Annotated in this window: 19 protein-coding genes; 11 read left to right on the top strand and 8 right to left on the bottom strand. The window is 61.3% G+C overall.

All coding sequences use genetic code 11. The annotated features are described in order from the left end of the window. The first annotated feature begins 5 nt into the window (after positions 1–5). Together L53_RS15575 and L53_RS15570 are read left to right on the top strand one after the other, a co-directional pair. Positions 6–1,433 (top strand): HAMP domain-containing sensor histidine kinase, encoded by a 1,428-nt coding sequence (locus L53_RS15575; RefSeq protein WP_233347877.1) that lies wholly within the window; start codon positions 6–8, stop codon positions 1,431–1,433. A gap of 101 nt (positions 1,434–1,534) precedes the next feature. Further along, on the top strand, positions 1,535–1,957 hold the full coding sequence (locus L53_RS15570) for a hypothetical protein (protein WP_034817521.1): 423 nt from the start codon (positions 1,535–1,537) through the stop codon (positions 1,955–1,957). A 73-nt stretch (positions 1,958–2,030) separates the two neighbouring features. On the opposite strand, the gene L53_RS17190 is transcribed toward L53_RS15570, so the two are convergent. After that, positions 2,031–2,171 (bottom strand): hypothetical protein, encoded by a 141-nt coding sequence (locus tag L53_RS17190; protein WP_198019834.1) that lies wholly within the window; start codon positions 2,169–2,171, stop codon positions 2,031–2,033. A gap of 93 nt (positions 2,172–2,264) precedes the next feature. Here L53_RS17190 and L53_RS15565 point away from each other — a divergent pair, with 93 nt between their 5' ends. Next, complete coding sequence (locus tag L53_RS15565) at positions 2,265–2,924, top strand: pseudouridine synthase (protein ID WP_034817518.1); 660 nt, start codon at positions 2,265–2,267, stop codon at positions 2,922–2,924. A 49-nt stretch (positions 2,925–2,973) separates the two neighbouring features. Next, the gene (locus L53_RS15560) at positions 2,974–3,402 is read left to right on the top strand and encodes a hypothetical protein (protein WP_034817515.1); all 429 of its coding nucleotides are present in this window, start codon (positions 2,974–2,976) and stop codon (positions 3,400–3,402) included. 6 nt (positions 3,403–3,408) lie between these two features. Here L53_RS15560 and L53_RS15555 read toward each other — a convergent pair whose 3' ends face one another. Both L53_RS15555 and hrpB read right to left on the bottom strand, forming a co-directional pair. Then, positions 3,409–3,879 carry an OmpA family protein gene (locus tag L53_RS15555; RefSeq protein WP_198019833.1) on the bottom strand — a complete coding sequence of 157 codons (471 nt, stop codon included), beginning with the start codon at positions 3,877–3,879 and terminating at the stop codon, positions 3,409–3,411. Positions 3,880–3,935: 56 nt separating this feature from the next. Continuing rightward, positions 3,936–6,377 (bottom strand): ATP-dependent helicase HrpB, encoded by a 2,442-nt coding sequence (hrpB, locus tag L53_RS15550; protein WP_034817508.1) that lies wholly within the window; start codon positions 6,375–6,377, stop codon positions 3,936–3,938. Positions 6,378–6,495: 118 nt separating this feature from the next. On the opposite strand from hrpB, the gene L53_RS15545 reads away from it, so the two are divergent. From L53_RS15545 to L53_RS15530, 4 genes are all read left to right on the top strand, one after another. Further along, positions 6,496–7,809 (top strand): dicarboxylate/amino acid:cation symporter, encoded by a 1,314-nt coding sequence (locus tag L53_RS15545; protein WP_034817505.1) that lies wholly within the window; start codon positions 6,496–6,498, stop codon positions 7,807–7,809. A gap of 102 nt (positions 7,810–7,911) precedes the next feature. Next, positions 7,912–8,553 carry a DUF937 domain-containing protein gene (locus L53_RS15540; RefSeq protein ID WP_034817502.1) on the top strand — a complete coding sequence of 214 codons (642 nt, stop codon included), beginning with the start codon at positions 7,912–7,914 and terminating at the stop codon, positions 8,551–8,553. A gap of 38 nt (positions 8,554–8,591) precedes the next feature. Then, complete coding sequence (locus L53_RS16655; RefSeq protein WP_051608043.1) at positions 8,592–9,326, top strand: phosphatase PAP2 family protein; 735 nt, start codon at positions 8,592–8,594, stop codon at positions 9,324–9,326. Positions 9,327–9,365: 39 nt separating this feature from the next. Further along, the gene (locus L53_RS15530) at positions 9,366–10,670 is read left to right on the top strand and encodes an MATE family efflux transporter (protein ID WP_034817499.1); all 1,305 of its coding nucleotides are present in this window, start codon (positions 9,366–9,368) and stop codon (positions 10,668–10,670) included. Here the strand turns inward: L53_RS15530 and L53_RS15525 are convergent. Together L53_RS15525 and L53_RS15520 are read right to left on the bottom strand one after the other, a co-directional pair. Then, entirely contained in the window at positions 10,633–11,685 is a 1,053-nt protein-coding gene (locus L53_RS15525; RefSeq protein WP_034817496.1) for a quinone-dependent dihydroorotate dehydrogenase, read from the bottom strand. The genes L53_RS15530 and L53_RS15525 overlap by 38 nt on opposite strands. Next, on the bottom strand, positions 11,672–12,037 hold the full coding sequence (locus L53_RS15520; RefSeq protein ID WP_233347876.1) for a DUF952 domain-containing protein: 366 nt from the start codon (positions 12,035–12,037) through the stop codon (positions 11,672–11,674). Before L53_RS15520 ends, L53_RS15525 begins: the two co-directional genes overlap by 14 nt. Positions 12,038–12,103: 66 nt before the next feature. On the opposite strand from L53_RS15520, the gene L53_RS15515 reads away from it, so the two are divergent. Then, positions 12,104–12,532, top strand: coding sequence for a DUF4112 domain-containing protein (locus tag L53_RS15515; protein WP_084333537.1), 429 nt, complete (start codon positions 12,104–12,106; stop codon positions 12,530–12,532). Here L53_RS15515 and L53_RS16650 read toward each other — a convergent pair. Then, positions 12,521–14,311, bottom strand: coding sequence for a hypothetical protein (locus L53_RS16650; RefSeq protein ID WP_156947953.1), 1,791 nt, complete (start codon positions 14,309–14,311; stop codon positions 12,521–12,523). The two genes, L53_RS15515 and L53_RS16650, sit on opposite strands and share 12 nt — an antisense overlap. 216 nt (positions 14,312–14,527) lie before the next feature. On the opposite strand from L53_RS16650, the gene L53_RS15505 reads away from it, so the two are divergent. Beyond that, on the top strand, positions 14,528–15,763 hold the full coding sequence (locus L53_RS15505; protein ID WP_034817494.1) for an argininosuccinate synthase: 1,236 nt from the start codon (positions 14,528–14,530) through the stop codon (positions 15,761–15,763). 30 nt (positions 15,764–15,793) lie between these two features. On the opposite strand, the gene L53_RS17805 is transcribed toward L53_RS15505, so the two are convergent. Both L53_RS17805 and L53_RS15500 read right to left on the bottom strand, forming a co-directional pair. Continuing rightward, positions 15,794–16,141 (bottom strand): surface-adhesin E family protein, encoded by a 348-nt coding sequence (locus L53_RS17805; protein ID WP_369794187.1) that lies wholly within the window; start codon positions 16,139–16,141, stop codon positions 15,794–15,796. A 368-nt stretch (positions 16,142–16,509) separates the two neighbouring features. Then, a complete protein-coding gene (locus L53_RS15500; RefSeq protein WP_084333535.1) occupies positions 16,510–16,875 on the bottom strand; it encodes a GIY-YIG nuclease family protein in 366 nt (121 codons plus the stop codon). A gap of 122 nt (positions 16,876–16,997) precedes the next feature. Here L53_RS15500 and L53_RS15495 point away from each other — a divergent pair, with 122 nt between their 5' ends. After that, positions 16,998–17,555 (top strand): GNAT family N-acetyltransferase, encoded by a 558-nt coding sequence (locus L53_RS15495; RefSeq protein ID WP_051608041.1) that lies wholly within the window; start codon positions 16,998–17,000, stop codon positions 17,553–17,555. The last annotated feature ends 291 nt before the right edge of the window (positions 17,556–17,846 follow it).

Raw genomic sequence — 17,846 nt, 5'->3', positions numbered from 1 at the left:
GCGGTGTGAACGACACCGCCGACCTGCCCCTGCCGGCTCTGACGAAAACCCGCGCCGGGGCGCGCTGGTTCGACAGCCTCTCATTTCGATTGTTTGGCCTGACCATACTCGCCATTCTGGTGGTCGAAGCCTTCATCTTTGTGCCAAGCGCATCTGGGTTCCGCACGAGCTGGCTGACCGAACGCGTTGAAGCCGCCCGGATCGCATCCCTCGCGCTCGAAGCCGCGCCGGACCGATCAGTTTCCGAAGAATTGTCGGCAGAGCTCCTCAAATATGCCGAAGTCTGGGCCGTCACCGAAATGGAAGACGACATGCGTTTCCAGCTATTGCCTGCCCAAATGCCTCTGGATGGCGACATGCATATGCTCGACCTGCGAGAGGCAACATCCACGAACCGTGTCGCCAATACGTTTGGCGCGTTCTTCGCACCGGATGACCGTGTGCTGGTCGTCACCGCGCAGGGCGTGAACGAAGACCGGGTCATCGAAGTTCTGATGCCGCACGCGCCGATGAAATCCGCGCTGTTGGCCTATGCACGCCGCATTGCCGCTCTTTCCCTGCTGATCGCACTTGCCGCCGCCACGATCATCTATGTCTTGCTCCACCTCCTGGTCGTGCGTCCCATGCAGCGGGTTACGCTGAGCGTCGAACAATTCAGGATGGATCCCGGCTCATGGACCCGTCGCTTGCCTCACACCAAACGGCGCGACGAAATCGGCAGGGCCCAGAATGCGCTGGCCGACATGGAGAGCGCCGTGGCTGAAAGCTTCCGGCAACGCTCTCACTTGGCCGAACTTGGTACCGCAGTCGCCAAGATCAACCATGATCTCCGCAACTCACTTGCGTCTGCTCAGCTGGTCTCTGACTCCCTGGCCCGATCAGAAGACGTACGTGTACAGAAGGCTGCGCCCCGCCTTGAGCGCGCGCTCACCCGTGCAATCACGCTGGCAACCGAAACACTGGACTATGGCAAGGCAACGCCCCAACCGGCCGAACTGGAACGGGTTGAACTGCAACAGGCGCTTGATGAGGCCGCTGACGAAGCGCTCGCCGCCTGGCCATCGGTCGAGTTCGTCAACAATGTTCATATGCTGGAACATGTGATGGCCGATCCTGACCACCTGCACCGCATTGCCGCGAACCTGATCCGCAATGCCGCCGAAGCCATGTCAGCGGCCGGGTCTAACCCTTCCCGCATCTTCGTCAGCCTAGAGACGAATGAAATAGTCTTTTCCGACACGGGTCCCGGCATGCCGGAGAAGGCCGCGGCGAACCTGTTCACCCCCTTTGCCGGCACGACCCGGCAAACGGGCAGCGGACTTGGGCTTGTCATCGCGAGAGAGCTGGCCCGAGCCATGGGCGGCGAGTTGATCTTGGCTGAAACCGGCCCCACAGGCTCAGTCTTCCGCCTCACACTTCCGCCGCAGGAATGACACGTCCCGACACATTTGCGGGAACCAAGCCGGGTTGAATGCATTGGTCCACCAGATAGCTGGATGGACACCATGACCCCCGAAACCATTGTTTCTACTTTATGGCTGTAGTACTGCAGCCGAGCCTGCCCCGGCCTGACGTGACGCCGGTGGATCATTTTCAGAAAGCCGACTTTGCCATCTATGATCGCGACTTCTCCCTTCAGGGGCGCGACTGCGAGATTGGCATTGAGAAACGTGGCATCTGTCTCAGCGCGTCGCCGCTGGAAGATTCCATCGTGCCCGGTATGATACTGCCTGTAAAAGTCCCTGCGACGAGTGCTGAGTTTCCAATTATTCTCGAGAGTTCCCTGAAAAAGCCGAACCTCCAGACCGTACGGTTCGGCCACCGTATCGCGCTCTTCAACCCGACCACGCGCGAAATCGTCGACGTGATGGATCTGGATGCGAAGAGTTTTGCGGAAGCCAAGAACATCAATCGCCAGAAAGCCGAGTTAACAGCCGCATCGGCGCGCTCCAGCTAGAAACGCCCACCCGAAACAGCCAAAAAAAAGCCAGCCCCGAAAGGCTGGCTTTTCTTTATCGAGAGAAACCGGATTAGTTGGTTTCGTCTTCGAGTTCGTCTGCAGCGTCGTCAATTTCTTCACCGAGTTCTTCAGCAGGGCCTTCATTGGTGTCGCAGGCTGCGAGACCGAATGCGCCAAGACCGAACAGAATTGCAATAAGTGGCTTTTTCATTTCCATAACTCCTTTATCAGTCAGCCCCCAGAGCGAAGGCGTCCCCCTGCAAACGTATGTGTGGGGGTCTGGTTCCAACGGAGCAGGATTGGTTTGACATCCCCCTACACACCCCCGGCCGAAATGCCGACGATCCTTCATGTCGATGACTGGCTGATCGTCGCGGACAAACCGGCCGAACTGCTCTCTGTTCCAGGGCGTGGTCCGGACAAGGCCGACTGCGCGCGCACACGTATCCAGCAAACCTATCCCGACGCGCTGACCGTCCACCGCCTGGACATGTCGACGAGTGGCTTGTTGCTGTTTGCCAGATCCAAGCATGTGCAGCGCGCATTGTCCGCTGAATTTGAACAAGGTCGTGTGCACAAGACCTACCTCGCCGATGTTTGGCAGCCGCCCGTCGAGGATGCCGGCCTGATTGACTTGCCGCTTATGAATGACTGGCCCAACCGGCCTCGCCAGAAAGTGGACCATGAAACAGGAAAGCCGAGCCAGACCAGATTTCAGGTCCTGACGCGCCACGCACAAGCTGCACGGGTTCAGCTGACACCCCTCACCGGTCGAACTCACCAGCTCCGCGTCCATCTTGCCGCGCTGGGGCATCCAATCCTGGGTGATGACCTCTATGCCCATGATGATGCCTTGTACATGACCTCCCGGCTGCACTTGCACGCGACCGAGTTGATCTTCCGCCATCCGGGCACCGACGCGGCAGTAACCTACCAATCCCCCTGCCCATTCGAGACGCCTTGACGCTGCGCACAATTGACATTATCGTTTTTCGATAATTTGGAGATTAGCCATGCACGCCGAGATCGTTCGCCTGTCCCTGCACCATGTTGATATCAAGATCGTGAAAGATGAGCAGATGCACGTCCTTCAATGGCGACGGAACCTGCTCTGGGATGAAGTCCTGCTGGACGGCAAACGCCAGGCATCCAGCCATGGGCTGTTCGGTCGGGAGAAAGTATACGGCCTGGTCTTTGGCCGGGATGAAGAGGGCAAAGGCGGCCAGCAGGTCATGCTGTTGCTCGATCCCTCCACTCATGCCGACTGGACCGAAGGCACACAGCGCGTCAAAGGCGTCCGGCTTGAGGGTCGCGATGGTCCGCTCGTCGCTTACGGAACACTCGACCCCAAGACACTCGAAAAGCCTGCAACATTTGCAGACTGGATGAAGAAGAATATGGGCATGGAATGGGGCGACTCATCCGAGAGCCGCCCTCATTAGGAACTTCTAGGAATCCCGCGAGCTTGCCGAGACCGGAACGAGGCGCACCGTCGCTTTCCGGTTCAACGGCTCGACCAGGCCATTGGCCGCATAGGCGCTGGCCTCGCCTTTCGGCATGACACCAATCTGCTCAGCAGAAATCCGGCGGGCTTCCAGAGCAGCCATGACAGCTTTGGCACGGTCCTCGGAAACACGCTGATTGACGTCTTCCGGACCGGTCGCATCTGCATGGCCGGCGACTTCAATCCGGAAGTATTCACACTGAGCTGAATCCGCAGCCACAGCATCCAGAACCGCTTCAGCCTGATCGCCAAGCTGGGTAACACCCCGCTCGAAATAGATCGTGAATTCCTCGACAGCGCAGGCAGCGGGGGCCGTTTCATACGTGACCGGCTCCTGCGGCGGAGCGGGCAATTCTGCTTGGGCCGCCAGGGCTGCCATTGCGGCAGAAATCATTGTCAGGCTGGCGATTTTCATCGTCGTCTCCATAAGTGACTATGCAAACAGAAACGCCACCTCCCCCGCCCGGTTCCTTACAATCTTTTCTTTGTGCGCCCTTCATGGGCCTTTGCGGAGGCGGGATCGGCCGGCCAGTCATGCTTCGGATAGCGTCCACGCATGTCCTTGGCCATGTCCAGATAGCCCGCCCCCCAGAACCGGCCGAGATCCTGTGTCGTGGCGACAGGCTTCATGCCCGGCGATAGCATTTCCACGGTTACCGGCACCCGCCCCGAAGCCAGTTTCGGGTGGTCACCCAACCCATAAAAAGCCTGCGCCCGCGCAGATATGAGCGGCGCGCGATCATCGAGATAATCGACCCGCGCCGTTTGGCCGGAGGGCAACGACAGGCTGAGCGGTGCCTCCTTGCGCAGCGCCTCCTGCACCTGCCAGTCGAGCGTGGCGATCAGGGCCTCCCGCACCGCAGGCCGCGCAGGCACGTGCGCACCTTTTCGTTTCAACAGGGGGAACAACCAGTCTTTCGCCGTTTCAACCAGTTTTTCTATATTCCAACCCGTTTCATCCAGGCACCCGGCCATTTCAAGCATCGCAATCCGGGCCAGAGTCTCGTGCACCACATCGCCTGCGCCGATGGCTTCGAAGCCCTCTTCCGCGATCGCTTCCAGCATCGCGCGCGCGGCGACAGTCGGGCTCGGCTTTGGCAGCGGACTTTCCGACAGGACGATCGCGCCGAGCGCCTTCACCCGCCGCGCGGCAAATTTTCCGGTCTTCGAGTCGAAACTGGCCCGGTCTTCGGAGACGATGCCGCCAATTTCCAGCGCTTCCGCCTCGGAAATCGGCACGGCCAGCGAAATCCGCGCCTCTTTGGCCGCGCCGCCAAGGTCTGCAATCACCAGCCAGTCCTGCTTCGCCAGCGCGTCGGTCTCCGGCAGCATGGCTGCGCGTCCAGACGCCATGAGGTAGCTGCCCGCACTGCCGGGGCGCTTGCGGGCAATCTGGTCCGGCCAGGCGCGCGCCAGCAGTTTCGCCATATCCCCGCCCGGCGCAGCCCCCTTCCCCCAGCTTTTCGCCTGCGCCTTCAGGCTGCGGGCGCGTGGCGAGCCATCGCGGCGGAACCCGGCCAGCCGGTCGCGCAGATCCGGCGAGTTCCCGCCCATGCCCCGTTCCCCGGCAAGGGCTGCAATCTCCGCGGCCAGCGCGCGCGCTTCGGCGTTCGGCGCGCTCGCCACCAGGGCGCCCAGCCGGGGCGGTAAGGGCAGACGGGCCATTTCAGAGCCAAGCGCCGTCAACGCGCCCGTTTCATCAATGGCGCCCAGCGTCGAGAGCAGATCCTGCGCAGCCCTCAATCGTCCAGCCGGCGGTGCATCCATCCAGGTCAGGCGCGCGGCATCGCGCTCGCCCCATTCTGCGAGCGTAAGAACGAGCCCGGAGAGATCACTTTTCAGAATTTCCGGCACCGGCGCGGCCATCAGGCCCCGTGTCGCCGCCTCATCCCATAACCGATAACAGACGCCCGGTGACAGGCGGCCCGCCCGGCCGCGCCGCTGGTCAACGGAGGCGCGCGAGGCCTTTACCGTCGACAGGCGCGTCCCGAGACCGCCAACCGCATCTTCCGCCACCCGCGAAAGGCCGGAATCGATCACGATCCGCACGCCCTCAATCGTCAGCGCGCTCTCCGCAATATCCGTCGCCAGCACAATCTTGCGCATTCCTTCCGGCGCCGATGACACGGCCGCATCCTGCTCTGCCGGGCTCAATGCGCCGAACAGAGGGGCCACGCGCACATTGTCAGGCACGGTCTCTAGCTGTTCGGCCGTTCGCTGGATTTCCCGCGCGCCGGGCAGGAAGGCGAGGATCGAGCCCTCCTCTTCGCGCAGCGCCTTGCGCACAGCAGCTGCCATACGTTCTTCGATCCGATCCTGCGACCGGCCGAGATATTTCGACTCCACGGGATATTGCCGCCCCTGACTCTCCACGACTGGAGCCCCGAGCACGCTGGATACCTTTTCCGTATCGAGCGTGGCCGACATGATCAGGATTCTCAGATCGTCGCGCAAAGCGCCCTGGGCTTCCATCGCCAGCGTCAGTCCCAAATCCGAATTCAGCCTACGCTCGTGGAATTCGTCAAAGATCACCGCGCCGACGCCTGCCAATTCCGGGTCGGAAAGGATGCGCCGCGTGAACAGGCCATCCGTAATCACCTCCACCCGCGTCGCCGCAGACACTTTCCGGTCCACCCTTGTCGTCAGGCCGACCGACTGGCCGAGCTTCTCTCCAAGAGAATTCGCCATTTGCTGCGCCGCCATGCGCGCCGCAATGCGCCGTGGCTCCAGCATAATGATCTTGCGGTCAATGATGGGAGCTTCGCCGAGCAGGCCCGCCAGCGCCAAGGGTACGCGCGTCGTCTTGCCTGCGCCGGGCGGCGCCGCGAGCACAAGCCGCGCATGGTCGCGCAGGCCCGCGCATATTTCGGCCAGCACATCATCAATCGGCAAGGAGAGCAGGGAAGGCTGCATCCTGCCTGATAGGCTTTTCATCATCCGGCTGGCAAGCTGCAGGAATGCGCACCGTGCGATTGCCTTCCCCTGCAGCGCGCCCTACCGTCGGGCGCTACAGACGGGGCAGGAGCAGCTTATGAAATGGTGGTTTGGCATTGATCTCTGGAAACGGGTGATCGCAGGACTGGTTCTGGGCGCAATCGTCGGCCTTGGCCTTCGCTATGGCCTCGGCCCGGAAGCGGCCAGTGCCAATGTCTCCGCCTGGGCCAAGCCCATCGGCGATGCCTTCATCAACCTCATCAAAATGCTGGTTGTGCCGCTGATCTTCACCACGCTGCTGTCCGGCGTGCTGGCCATGGGCGATCCCAAAAAGCTCGGCAGCCTCGGCGGCCGCGCCCTGCTCATGTATATGGGCACCACGGTCATCGCCGTCAGCTTCGGCCTGCTCATGGGCACGCTGATCCAGCCCGGTGCCGGTTTCGATCTGTCGATTGCCTCAGCCGCGGACATCGCCGAGGCAAAAGCCCGGCTCGATGCGAACCCGCAGCCGGGCAGTGTCGGTGAGCAGCTCATGAACACACTACTGTCCATTATCCCGACCAATCCGGTTGAATCGCTGGCCAATGGCGACGTGCTCCAGATCATCTTCTTCGCGATTATGCTCGGCATTGGTATCCTGATGACCGGCGAGGCCGGCAAGCCGCTCGCAAATGTCATCAACAGCGCTGCCGAGGCGGTCATGAAGCTGACCCTGATCGTCATGGAGACGGCACCGATTGGCGTCTTCGCATTGATGGCCTGGGTACTAGGAGAACGCGGGCTCGATATCCTCGTCTTCCTCGGCAAGCTGACGCTCACCCATTATCTCGCCTGCATCCTGCATATCGCCATCACCTACGGCCTGATCATTCGGGGCGGCTTGCGCCTGCCCCTGATCCCCTTCTTCCGCGGCGCGGTCGACGCGCAGGCCGTCGCCTTCTCGACATCTTCCTCGAATGCCACACTGCCCATGACGATTTCCTGTGCGCGGGAAAACCTGGGCATTGGCAAGCCGGTCGCCTCTTCCGTCCTGCCGCTCGGCGCGACGATCAACATGGACGGCACCGCACTCTATCAGGGCGTGATTGCCCTGTTCGCGGCCCAGGCCATGGGCACCCCAATGACGGCGGGCATGTATCTCACCATCATCCTGATGGCGACGCTCGTCTCGATCGGCACAGCCGGCATTCCCTCAGTCAGCCTGTTCCTTGCCGCCACTACGCTCAGCGTGATCGGGGCCACGCCGGAACAGATTGTGGTCGTCATCGCCGTCCTGTTCCCGTTCGACCGCATCCTCGACATGATGCGCACCGTCACCAATGTGACGGGCGATCTCACCGTTGCGACGGCGGTGGCGAAATGGGAGGGCGAACTGGACGAAGAAATCTTCCGCGCCCGCGACCCGGTATAGACTGCGCTTTTCAACCCAGCTGACATTCCCACCGGTCCAGTCATCTTGCGTTCAACAATCGATTGTTACGCATGATCCAAGTTAATCTGAACGGAGACGGGAATGGCTGGGATCAACCTTTTTGACATGCTGACACAAACGAATAATGGCGCTGCCGTACAACAGGTAGGGCAGCAGACTGGCCTGCAGCCGGACATGGCGCAAGCGGCCATCAGGGCCCTGTTACCAGCCATCGCAGGTGGTCTTCAGCGTAATGTCCAACAGCCCGGCGGGCTCCAATCCCTGCTCGGCGCGCTGCAGAATGGCCAGCATGAGCAATATCTCGACCAGCCGGAATCTCTGGCTCAACCGAACGCCATCGCCGATGGCAATGCTATTCTCGGCCATTTGCTCGGGTCTAAGGACACCAGCCGAGCGGTCGCCGCGCAGGCTGCCCAGAAAACCGGCCTCAGCGAACAGGTCCTGAAATCCGTCCTGCCCATGGTTGCGTCCATGGCAATGGCCTCGCTTTCCAAGCAGACCAAGAAGCCTGACATGGCGGGCGCATTTGCCGGCATGTTGAACGGCCAGCAGCCTCAACCTGCGCAAGGCGGTATCGGCGGATTGCTGGGCGGCCTTCTGGGAGGACAATCCACGGCTCAGGCCCAGACCGGCGCGATGGGTATGCTCGGCGGCCTTCTCGATGCAGATGGCGACGGCAATGCCGTGGACGATATATTCCAGATGGTGATGAACCGCCGCTAGGGCTTGGAACCGAATGATGTGTGAGGCATTCAGACCTCATGCAATTATCCCGAACGCAATGGCTGTGCGCCAGTCTCAGCCTGCTTGTATTCGCCGGTCTCGCTTTGGGCGAGGCCGGCCTCTGGCCGCTTGATGCGTTTGATCGTGCCATCACGGACGCAGTGCCCGCCCTTCGCACCGAAACACTGAACCTGCTGATGCTCGCCGTCACGGCGCTCGGGAACACCCGCTTTCTTGTCTTCGTGGCTTTCACGACTGTCGTGGCCCTGCTGGCTGCAAAGGCGTGGCGTGAGGCCCTGCTCTTTGGCACGGCCTTCACACTGATGCCGCTCATCGTGAAATTTCTGAAGATGACGATCGCCCGTCCCCGACCCACAGTCGATCTCTATGGCGGCGTTGAATCCTTCAGCTTCCCGAGCGGGCATGCCACCAATTCAGCACTTATCTATGGCGCATTGGCCCTGCTCGCACTTGCTGTATTCCGCAAGCTTCCCGGCCGGCTCCTCGCTTTGGCCTTTGGTGTGCTCGCCATCATGATCGCCGTCTCTCGAATCTATCTTGGTGCGCACTGGCCGAGCGACACGCTTGCCGGGCTGGCCCTCGCAAGCCTGATGCTGACATGCGTGTCGGCCATTCAGGACGAGCTGCGCCTGCCCGAAGCCGCACGCTTCGTGCCTGTTGTATTGATCCTAATCACTGCCGCGTTCCCGCTCTATCTCCTGATAGCGCTGCCTGAGACGCGTGAACTCTATACAGCGCTGCACCCGGAATAGGCCTCGCCCCGACCCGGCAATCACGCTAAGCGGGCGGGCATGCTGACCCGCGGAAAAGTCATTTCCCTCGCCGTGCCGATCATTCTGGCGCAAGCCGCGACCGCCACGACGGGCGTTGTTGATACGGCCATCATGGGCCGGTTCGGGGACAAGGCAGATCTTGCGGCTGTCGCCATCGCGGCTGTGGCCTACAGTTTCATCTATTGGGGCTTCGGCTTCCTGCGTATGTCGACCACAGGCCTGACCGCGCAGGCCAATGGTCAACACGACACGGCAGAATCCCGCGCCATCCTCCTGCGCGCACTCATGCTGGGTGGCGCGATCGGAGTGGCGCTTTTCCTGCTCTCTCCTCTTCTGAAGATAGGCACGTTCGCGGCCTTCGAAGGGACTCAGACCGTCGAGTCCCTTGCCAAGGGCTATTTCAATGCACGCATCTGGGGCGCGCCCGCTTATCTGATGGGCCTCGCCGTCACTGGCTGGATGCTTGGTACGGGCAAGACCGGCCAGATGCTCGCCTTCCAGATCGTGATGAACGGCACCAATGCCGGGCTCGATGCATGGTTCGTCGCGGGCCTCGACTGGGGCCCGACAGGGATTGGTGCGGGCACAGCCATCGCGGAATGGGTCGCGCTGATCTTCGGCCTTATCCTTGTCGCGCCTGCCTTCCGCGGCCATGCCCGCCTGCTGGACCGGGACAAGCTCACCGCGCTGTTTGCGGCCAATCGCGATATCATGATCCGCACATTGGCGCTGGTCTTCTGCTTTGCCTGGTTTGTCCGCTCCGGCACGCTGATCTCCACTGCGGTGACGGCCGGCAATGAAGTCCTGCTCCAGTTCATTACCGTCGCCGCCTTTGTATTGGACGGATTTGCCTTCGTGGCGGAGAAAGAAGCTGGTGAAGCCTATGGGGCGCGCGACGGCAAACGGCTTGCCCGGGCCATGCGCCTGACAACAGAGTTCGCCCTTGTCTCCGGCGCAGCGATCTCGCTGCTTTATCTTTTCGGCGGCGGCTGGGTGATCGAAACCTTCATTCGTGATCCGGAGGCGCGCGCCGCAACGCTGGCCTATCTTCCGTGGTGCGCCGCTGTCCCCCTGCTCGGCATCGCTGCGTGGCAGCTGGACGGGCTCTTCCTTGGCACGACCCAAGGCCGCGCCCTGCGGAATGCGGGAGTCATCTCAGCTGTGCTCTATCTCGGCGCCGACATGCTGCTGCGTCCGGCCTGGGGCAATACCGGTGTCTGGGCAGCTTTTCTGACAATGTATGTGTTTCGTGCGGCCGCCCTCGGCGCCTATGTGCCGCGCCTGTTCAGAGATCTTTCCCGACCGCATCAGCCAACGTCGTGAAACCGTCCGCCTGCAACAGGCGGACAAGTTCGCGATTGATCTGTTCGGCCAGACCGGGCCCTTCATAAATCATCGCAGAATAAAGCTGGACCGCATGGGCCCCTGCCCGAATCTTGCGATAGGCATCGGCCCCGCTGGCAATGCCGCCTGCCCCGATCAGATCAAACTCACCCTTCAGTTCACGCGCGAAACTTGCCAGCACGTCCGTGGAGGGATTCATGAGGGGCGCGCCAGATAGCCCCCCCGCCTCACCCTTGTCAGCACTCTTCAGGCTGTCCGGTCGCGCAATCGTCGTGTTGGAAATGATCAGGCCGGACAGCCATGCGCCCGGTCCGCGCACAACGCCGCAGATATCTGTAATGGCTTCCGGGTCGAGATCCGGCGCCACTTTCAGGAAGACCGGCTTGCCGGCGCGCTCAGCCGCGCCGCACGCCATCAGCAAAGCTTCGAGCGATGCCTTGTCCTGCAAGCCGCGCAGGCCCGGTGTGTTGGGCGAGGAAATATTGACCGTGATATAGTCCGCATGGGGCGCAACGGACTCGATGCCGTGCACATAATCCGCGATGCGGTCATCACTCACCTTGTTCGCCCCGACATTCGCGCCGAGTGGCACGGCACCGGAATATACTTTGAGGTTCGCGACGAAATTGTCGAGACCTTCATTGTTGAACCCCATCCGGTTGATGACGGCCTTGTCAGCGCTGAGGCGAAACAGGCGCGGCTTCGGATTTCCCGCTTGGGGCTTCGGCGTGACGGTCCCGCACTCTACAAAGCCGAAGCCAAATTTCGACATGGCGGTTGGCACGTCGCAATTCTTGTCGAATCCCGCGGCAAGACCCACCGGCCCGGACAGGACGAGTCCTGATTTCGGCAGCTTAACTGCGAGCGTCGGATGGGTTGCCGGCGGATTGACCGGCACGCCCAGGCGCTCCTTCAGAAGACGGATCGTTGTTGTGTGCGCCGCTTCCGGCGGCAACAGCTTGATTACGGCAACGCCAAGATCAGTCAGGCTCATCATTCAAATCCTCTGGCATGAGCGGGGCGCCATTCTCTGCACGCGCAAGCCGCCAAACCGCATCGGCCTTGGCAATCTGCAACCGCCCATAGAGGTGCGGGAACAATTGCCCACCCCGGCTCGTTTCCCATTTGAGTGGCGGCAAACGGTCCACGGGAAAGCGGACCAGCCGCACGTCCTTGAGACCCTTGAAATACTTGTCCGCCGTTTCGCCGACCTGCGCCGCCGTGGACAGATGCACATAACCATCGTCACGGTCCAGCGGCACATTGGTCACCCCGGAGGCCTCGGCAGCACGCCATTGGTCGTCGGTCAGCAATTTGTAGACATGCGTATCATCCATACGCGCCATTCAACAGGCTTTGACGCGCGGCGCAATATTGGGTCACTGTGACACTGGAATAAGGGGACAAATGACATGCCATCACGGATCAGCCAGGAAGAAGCAGAATCGCTGCACCTGCCCAATGGGCGCACTGTCGCCGACGAGATCGCCGGCTTCGACCGGTTCTCGGACTTAATGGATACGCGCTTCAGGATTGCCGGCGTGCCGTTTGGTCTCGATTCCCTGCTCGGCATTATCCCCGTCGCAGGCGATGCCGTCACTGGCGCCGCTGGCCTTTATGCCCTTGGCACCGCGGCCCGGCTGAAACTGCCCATCACGGCGCACATACACATTATCTGGAATCTGGTCGTCGACGTGGTCCTCGGCTCTGTCCCACTGGCGGGCGACGTATTCGACTTCTTCTTCCGGTCACACCGCAAGAATTTCCGCGTGGTCGAGAAACACCTGATCAAGCGCGCCAAGCGCCATCACAAGGACATGGCCAAACGCCTAGATGCTTGATTTGGACTCTTCACTCGCCCGCGAGATCAGCCACTCGCCCTTGCCCGACTCACATGCCGCGAACCGCCCGCGCTCCTTGCCCGGAATGACATAGGAAATATCCCGGCACGTCAGGGCAACACTGCGATCCACCTGCGCCGTCACCGAACGCTGCACAGCATTGTATTCGCTGACCGAATAATTCACTGTCTTCAGGACAGGCCGGCTCGCTTCGCGCATGGTCGTCTGCTCGACCGTGATCTCGATCTGGCCGCCTTGTGGCAATGCAATCATGGAAACCGCGCCATCCTGCGCCGAGTTCACGATAGACAGGAATTCAGCCTGCAAGGTTTCGAGGGCCGCGGCGGATACGGGCGCATCAGCGGTGCGCTGCACCCGTTCGGCCATGAAGGCTTCGACTTTTTGAGAGGCTTGTTGAACCGGCTGCGGGCGGTCAAACGCGCGAACATGCGCGCCATTGGGCTTGAGGGCGGGCGGCGCAGCACGTTCGACGGGTGTCTGCGCAACCAGGACAAGTGGCTTTGACGGCTTCAGTGAAGCCGTGGTTGGCATCGGGCCGTTATACGCTGCCCAGGTCGTTACGGGCTGGGCCTTGGGTGTGCGGACCAGCGGCTTGACCTGCGGCGTTGGCGCCACCGGCAAGCTGACCGCATTCGCCATCGACACATACTGGACCGGGGCGCGCAGCGCCTGCACTTCCGCAGCGGCCACCCGGCGCGCCTCGGCAAGACGGTCAGCTTCGATATTGGCGAGCCTCAAGGCTTCGGTCTCCGCATGCGCGATGCGGCGCGCTTCCAGTTCGGCAAGGCGCGTCGCCTCGGCGCGCGCAGCTGCAGCTTGCTCTGCGTCCAGTTTGGCTTGACGGATCGCTTCCATGCGCGCCACCCGTGCGGCTTCTTCCTCGGCAAGGCGGCGCTTCTCGGCAGTGGCATCTGCAAGCCGTGTCGCTTCGGCAAGACGCGCAAGGCGCTGCTGTTCGGCAAGTTGCTGCGCTTCTGCCTCGGCAATGGCCGCAGCCGCGCGGCGTTCTGCTTCAGCAGAGGCGGCCACGGCGGCAACGCGCTGGGCTTCACTATGCACTTCATTGCGTGCGGCAATGTCAGAGGCGATGGCTTTGTAGTCGAACCAGGGCTGGGCCGTGCCATCGGCGGGCGCGGAGGCGCTCGCCATTGCGAGTGCAGACGCCTGGCTGGACGTGATCCGCTGGCTTGTTGCCGCTTTCAGGGCGGCATGTGTTTCAGCGGCGGCGGCAGCATCCTCGTCGCCATCGGCCCCGTCAGCGCCATTCAGCGCATTGTCAGCCGCCATGAAAGACAGGCCCGCAAAGCCGAGCACGGCAAGACCCGCAAACATGATCTGCGACAGCTTGGCCATGCGCGCGCCCATGCCGGACGCATCATCGCCGTCTCCGCCGCCAAGGGTCAGACCATTCGACAGCGTGATCGCAGGCAATGCGCCGCCCATGGACGACACGGCCCGCATCAATATCGGCGTGACACGCACCTGCGGTTCGGTGACCGCATTCACAGGCCGCTTCGGCTTGGCCGCCCGCATCGGCGCGGGGCGAGTACGGCCTGCGTCCAGTGTCGGATAATGAATGCCGGATGTGATGGCCAGCGTGGACTGGGTCCGCACCGCGCGGCGCGCTTCCAGCCGGTCGCGGAACGAGGCCTCCGCCACACTCTGGCGCGGCGCATCGGCGCGCGTATCCGTGCAGTCCAGGACGGCACGGCGAAGGGCTTCGGGAAGTACGGAAACGGGCTCGCGCCGATCTGTCATGTGCGTCTCAAGCATGACCCTATCTAACCCCCCGCTGCCTACCTTAACCTTAACGGCCCGACTATATCGCGTTAACCGGGATCAAACTATCCCTTCCGCCAAAGAGTCTTGTGAGACTCTCGTGAACGCCCGGTCCCCGCGCAACGCTTGTCAGCACGGGCTTTCCCTCCTATTGCATCCCCGCAATCAGCAGGTCCCCGAAAAAGGTACAAATTCATGTCCGTTTCCGCTCCGAAAAAAGTCGTGCTCGCCTATTCCGGCGGCCTCGACACGTCCATCATCCTGAAATGGCTGCAGACGGAATTCGGCGCCGAAGTCGTCACATTCACCGCAGACCTCGGACAGGGCGAGGAGCTGGAGCCGGCCCGTGCCAAGGCGCTCGCCGCCGGGGTGAAGCCGGAGAACATCTTCATTGAAGACGTGCGCGAGGAATTCGTCCGCGACTTCGTCTTCCCCATGTTCCGCGCCAATGCCGTCTATGAAGGCGTCTATTTGCTCGGCACCTCGATTGCCCGACCGCTGATCTCCAAGCGCCAGATCGAGATTGCCGACATGGTCGGCGCCGACGCCGTCTGTCATGGCGCGACCGGCAAGGGCAATGACCAGGTCCGCTTCGAGCTTGGCTATTACGGCCTGAACCCGGACATCAAGGTCATCGCCCCGTGGCGCGACTGGGATTTCAAGTCCCGCACAGACCTGCTCGCCTTTGCCGAACAGCACGGCATCGAGATCACCAAGGACAAGCGCGGCGAGGCCCCCTTCTCCGTCGATGCGAACCTGCTGCACTCCTCCTCTGAAGGCAAAGTCCTCGAAGACCCGGCCGAGCCCGCTCCGGAATTCGTCCATATGCGGACGATCAGCCCGGAAGACGCCCCGGACGAGCCAGAGACCATCACGATCGGCTTTGAGCGCGGCGACGCCATCGCCATCAATGGCGAGGAAATGTCGCCCGCCACGCTGCTCACCGCGCTGAACGCCTATGGCAAGAAGCACGGCATTGGCCGGCTCGACCTGCTCGAAAACCGTTTCGTCGGCATGAAGTCCCGCGGCATCTATGAGACGCCCGGCGGCACCATCCTGCTGACCGCGCATCGCGGCATCGAACAGGCCACGCTCGACAAGGGCGCCGCCCATCTGAAAGACGAGCTGATGCCGCGCTATGCGGAGCTGATCTATAATGGCTTCTGGTGGAGCCCGGAGCGCGAAATGCTGCAAGCCGCCATCGACCATTCCCAGCGCTGGGTGACCGGCGAAGTCACGCTAAAACTCTACAAGGGCCAGGCCTACCTCACCGGCCGCTCCAGCCCCTATTCTCTGTACCGGGAAGACATCGTCACCTTCGAAGACGACCACGGCGCCTACGACCAGAAAGACGCCGAAGGCTTCATCAAGCTGAACGCGCTGCGGCTGAGACTTCTGGCCGGGCGGGACCGGAAGTTCGGGAAGAATTGATTAGGCCATTTATTGTGGCGCGCAGCTGAGCTAGCTGCAAATAAACTCGTGCATCCATTGCCCAATTGTTCCAGGAACGATTGGGCTAAGAGAAGCGTAGTCGAAAGGGCCATACGAATCGTTCGTACCGTTCGGATAGTACGTCACGCTATAAATCGTTCCGAGGCGTTTAGCCTTACAGTCTATTCTAAGTAATGTTTTACGTTCGCGATATTTTACTGTTGCGTCCGATGAAGCATCAACCATGCTCCAAAATTCAATCCTGTCACTTTTACTAGAAATCGAATCTACATCTATCGAATATTTGGACCCATTAGAATCCGAACCGAGTGGTATCCAATTCTCGGCCACAGCCTTCTCAGGGAGGGCTGCCAACATTGATGCAGCGCATAACATCAGAGTCAGTGTTGATCGTATCATTTATTATATCCAGCCTGCACAACATGCCTACTTTACGTTGAGATCCAGACATTTCAAGAACTCTGCAGGTCATCCTTCGACTTTGCGCAGGATTAATCCGGTGTTTGCAGCGCAACCTGTTACCTATCCTCGGCCTATTCCCCGCACCAGACCCATGCTCATCCGTCCCCGAACCGCGTAAACTAACCGTCACCGTTAAAGCGCTCATGCTGAGCGAAGTCGAAGCACGAGCGCGGGCTTGATGAAGTCGCAACCCAAGCCAAATCATCCTTCGACTTCGCTCAGGATGAGTCTGGTCAGGGGGCGGATTGAGTTCAGCGATTAGCTCAGGATGAGCCTTCGTTCTTCGGCCCGCCCGGATGCGTCAGTTTGTAGAACCGGCCCCTTTCCCGAACAGGCGGAGCGGTCCGCGATTTCGACAATTCCTTCAGCTTCTCCCAATCCCCGCGCACAAAGGCCTCCTTCTTGGCGCGCGTCCAGCCTTTCATCTGCCGTTCGAAACTCACCATCTCTGCGGGATCGGCAAACGCCCCGCACCAGAGCAGTTTCACCGGACGACGCGAGAACGTGAATGCTTTGGGATTAACACCTTCATTGTGTTCCCACACGCGCGCCTCAACATCGTCGCCGCGATGGGAGCCGACATAGTATTTCCCATCAGCACATTGCAGAAGATAGACCCAGAACTGCATCGCTTCACCTTAGCGCTCATCCTGAGCGAAGTCGAAGGATTGGGCGTGGGCTTGCGGAGGTTGCGGTTCCTAGCCACGCCATCCTTCGACCCCGGCCTTCACCGGGGCAGGCCCCGCTCAGCATGAGTTCCGTGTTTGCGGCACAGCCTGTTGCCAATCCTCGGCCAATGCCCCACATCCCCACCATGCCCATCCGTCCCTACACCCCCACTGACCTCCCTGCCCTCTACGCCATCAACCAAGCCTCGACGCCCGGTGTGGGGCATGAGAACTCGGCTGAGGGCCTGAAGCGCTGGATTGATCTGTCCACCTGTCTTGTCGCGACAGATGAGGGCGGCGCGCCGCTGGGCTTCATCACGCTGATCGAGCCTGGCACGCTGGCCTATGAGAGCGCCAATCTCCGCTGGTTCGAGGCGTGGCAGGCGGAGCAAGCATGCGACCTGCTCTATGTCGACCGCATCGCGATATCAGGGGTCGCGCGCGGACAGGGCCTTGGCCAGCGCCTGTATGAAGCCGCCTTCGATATCGCCAGCGGCCGTCAATGGCTCGGCGCGGAAGTGAACACAGACCCGGACAATCCGGGCTCGCACAGATTCCACACTCGGCTCGGCTTCGTCCGCGTCGGCGAGAAACGCTACACGCCGGATTATGCCGTCGCCTATTATGCAAGGCCGGTCTGAGACACGCCCCTCTCCTCCCTGAGATGACCCCTGCGCAGCTGCCGAGGACAAGAAATCGTGTCATTGACACGATTTCCCCAGGCAGGGGTCCATCTCGGAACGCCTCCCCATGTGCATGAGGGAGCAGCAGGAGATGGATACCTGCCTTCGCAGGTATCTTCGGAGCTGGGAATTTGCGCTCCCTATCCGTCTAAGAACTCCCTGCCCCATACTAAGCCTCTGCTCTCACAAGAGCCGGATCAGGTACCGTTCTGGTTGTGGGTTGCAGGGTCAGGATGGGCTGGGCGGGAG

Source organism: Hyphomonas sp. L-53-1-40, assembly GCF_000682775.1.
Classification (GTDB): Bacteria; Pseudomonadota; Alphaproteobacteria; order Caulobacterales; family Hyphomonadaceae; genus Hyphomonas.
This window is presented reverse-complemented; position numbering and strand designations above follow the sequence as displayed.

Bases quoted from the DNA above. Each gene is read 5' to 3' on its own strand.
- L53_RS15570 (WP_034817521.1), top strand. From the start codon at position 1,535: ATGGCTGTAGTACTGCAGCCGAGCCTGCCCCGGCCTGACGTGACGCCG.
- L53_RS17190 (WP_198019834.1), bottom strand. From the start codon at position 2,171: ATGAAAAAGCCACTTATTGCAATTCTGTTCGGTCTTGGCGCATTCGGT.
- L53_RS15560 (WP_034817515.1), top strand. From the start codon at position 2,974: ATGCACGCCGAGATCGTTCGCCTGTCCCTGCACCATGTTGATATCAAG.
- L53_RS15555 (WP_198019833.1), bottom strand. From the start codon at position 3,879: ATGAAAATCGCCAGCCTGACAATGATTTCTGCCGCAATGGCAGCCCTG.
- hrpB (WP_034817508.1), bottom strand. From the start codon at position 6,377: ATGCAGCCTTCCCTGCTCTCCTTGCCGATTGATGATGTGCTGGCCGAA.
- L53_RS15545 (WP_034817505.1), top strand. From the start codon at position 6,496: ATGAAATGGTGGTTTGGCATTGATCTCTGGAAACGGGTGATCGCAGGA.
- L53_RS15540 (WP_034817502.1), top strand. From the start codon at position 7,912: ATGGCTGGGATCAACCTTTTTGACATGCTGACACAAACGAATAATGGC.
- L53_RS16655 (WP_051608043.1), top strand. From the start codon at position 8,592: ATGCAATTATCCCGAACGCAATGGCTGTGCGCCAGTCTCAGCCTGCTT.
- L53_RS15530 (WP_034817499.1), top strand. From the start codon at position 9,366: ATGCTGACCCGCGGAAAAGTCATTTCCCTCGCCGTGCCGATCATTCTG.
- L53_RS15525 (WP_034817496.1), bottom strand. From the start codon at position 11,685: ATGAGCCTGACTGATCTTGGCGTTGCCGTAATCAAGCTGTTGCCGCCG.
- L53_RS15520 (WP_233347876.1), bottom strand. From the start codon at position 12,037: ATGGCGCGTATGGATGATACGCATGTCTACAAATTGCTGACCGACGAC.
- L53_RS15515 (WP_084333537.1), top strand. From the start codon at position 12,104: ATGCCATCACGGATCAGCCAGGAAGAAGCAGAATCGCTGCACCTGCCC.
- L53_RS16650 (WP_156947953.1), bottom strand. From the start codon at position 14,311: ATGACAGATCGGCGCGAGCCCGTTTCCGTACTTCCCGAAGCCCTTCGC.
- L53_RS15505 (WP_034817494.1), top strand. From the start codon at position 14,528: ATGTCCGTTTCCGCTCCGAAAAAAGTCGTGCTCGCCTATTCCGGCGGC.
- L53_RS17805 (WP_369794187.1), bottom strand. From the start codon at position 16,141: ATGTTGGCAGCCCTCCCTGAGAAGGCTGTGGCCGAGAATTGGATACCA.
- L53_RS15500 (WP_084333535.1), bottom strand. From the start codon at position 16,875: ATGCAGTTCTGGGTCTATCTTCTGCAATGTGCTGATGGGAAATACTAT.
- L53_RS15495 (WP_051608041.1), top strand. From the start codon at position 16,998: ATGAGTTCCGTGTTTGCGGCACAGCCTGTTGCCAATCCTCGGCCAATG.